General features: G+C 66.2%; 1 protein-coding gene. It reads left to right on the top strand.

From position 1 onward, the window contains the following. Window positions 1–866 (top strand): urocanate hydratase (gene hutU / locus HX814_RS31280; RefSeq protein ID WP_177015455.1); only part of this gene is annotated, 866 nt, incomplete at both ends.

Below are 866 nucleotides of genomic sequence, written 5' to 3'. Positions count from 1 at the left end.
GTGCGCCCGGACATGGTCACCGACCAGACCAGCGCCCACGACCCGCTCAACGGCTACCTGCCCGCCGGCTGGACCTGGGACGAATACCGCGCCCGCGCCAAGACCGAACCGGCCGAAGTGATCAAGGCCGCCAAGCAGTCGATGGCCGTGCACGTCAAGGCCATGCTCGAGTTCCAGAAACAAGGCATCCCGACGTTCGACTACGGCAACAACATCCGTCAGATGGCGCAAGAAGTGGGCGTGGAAAACGCCTTCGACTTCCCGGGTTTCGTCCCGGCCTACATCCGTCCGCTGTTCTGCCGTGGCATCGGCCCGTTCCGTTGGGCTGCGCTGTCGGGCGACCCGCAAGACATCTACAAGACCGACGCCAAAGTCAAAGAGCTGATCCCGGACGACGCGCACCTGCACAACTGGCTGGACATGGCCCGCGAGCGCATCAGCTTCCAGGGCCTGCCGGCGCGTATCTGCTGGGTTGGCCTGGGCCAGCGCGCCAAGCTCGGCCTGGCATTCAACGAAATGGTGCGCAGCGGCGAGCTGTCGGCACCCATCGTGATCGGCCGCGACCACCTGGACTCCGGCTCGGTGGCCAGCCCCAACCGTGAAACCGAATCGATGCAGGACGGCTCCGACGCCGTGTCCGACTGGCCACTGCTCAACGCCCTGCTCAACACCGCCAGCGGCGCGACCTGGGTTTCGTTGCACCACGGCGGCGGCGTCGGCATGGGCTTCTCCCAGCACTCGGGCATGGTGATTGTCTGCGACGGTACCGACGAAGCCGCCGAGCGTATCGCGCGCGTGCTGCACAACGACCCGGCGACCGGCGTGATGCGTCATGCGGATGCGGGCTACCAGATCGCGATTGATTG

This window comes from Pseudomonas sp. C8002, assembly GCF_013385765.1.
Classification (GTDB): domain Bacteria; phylum Pseudomonadota; class Gammaproteobacteria; order Pseudomonadales; family Pseudomonadaceae; genus Aquipseudomonas.
Note: the sequence above shows the minus strand (reverse complement) of the source record. Positions and strands in the feature narration are given on the sequence as shown.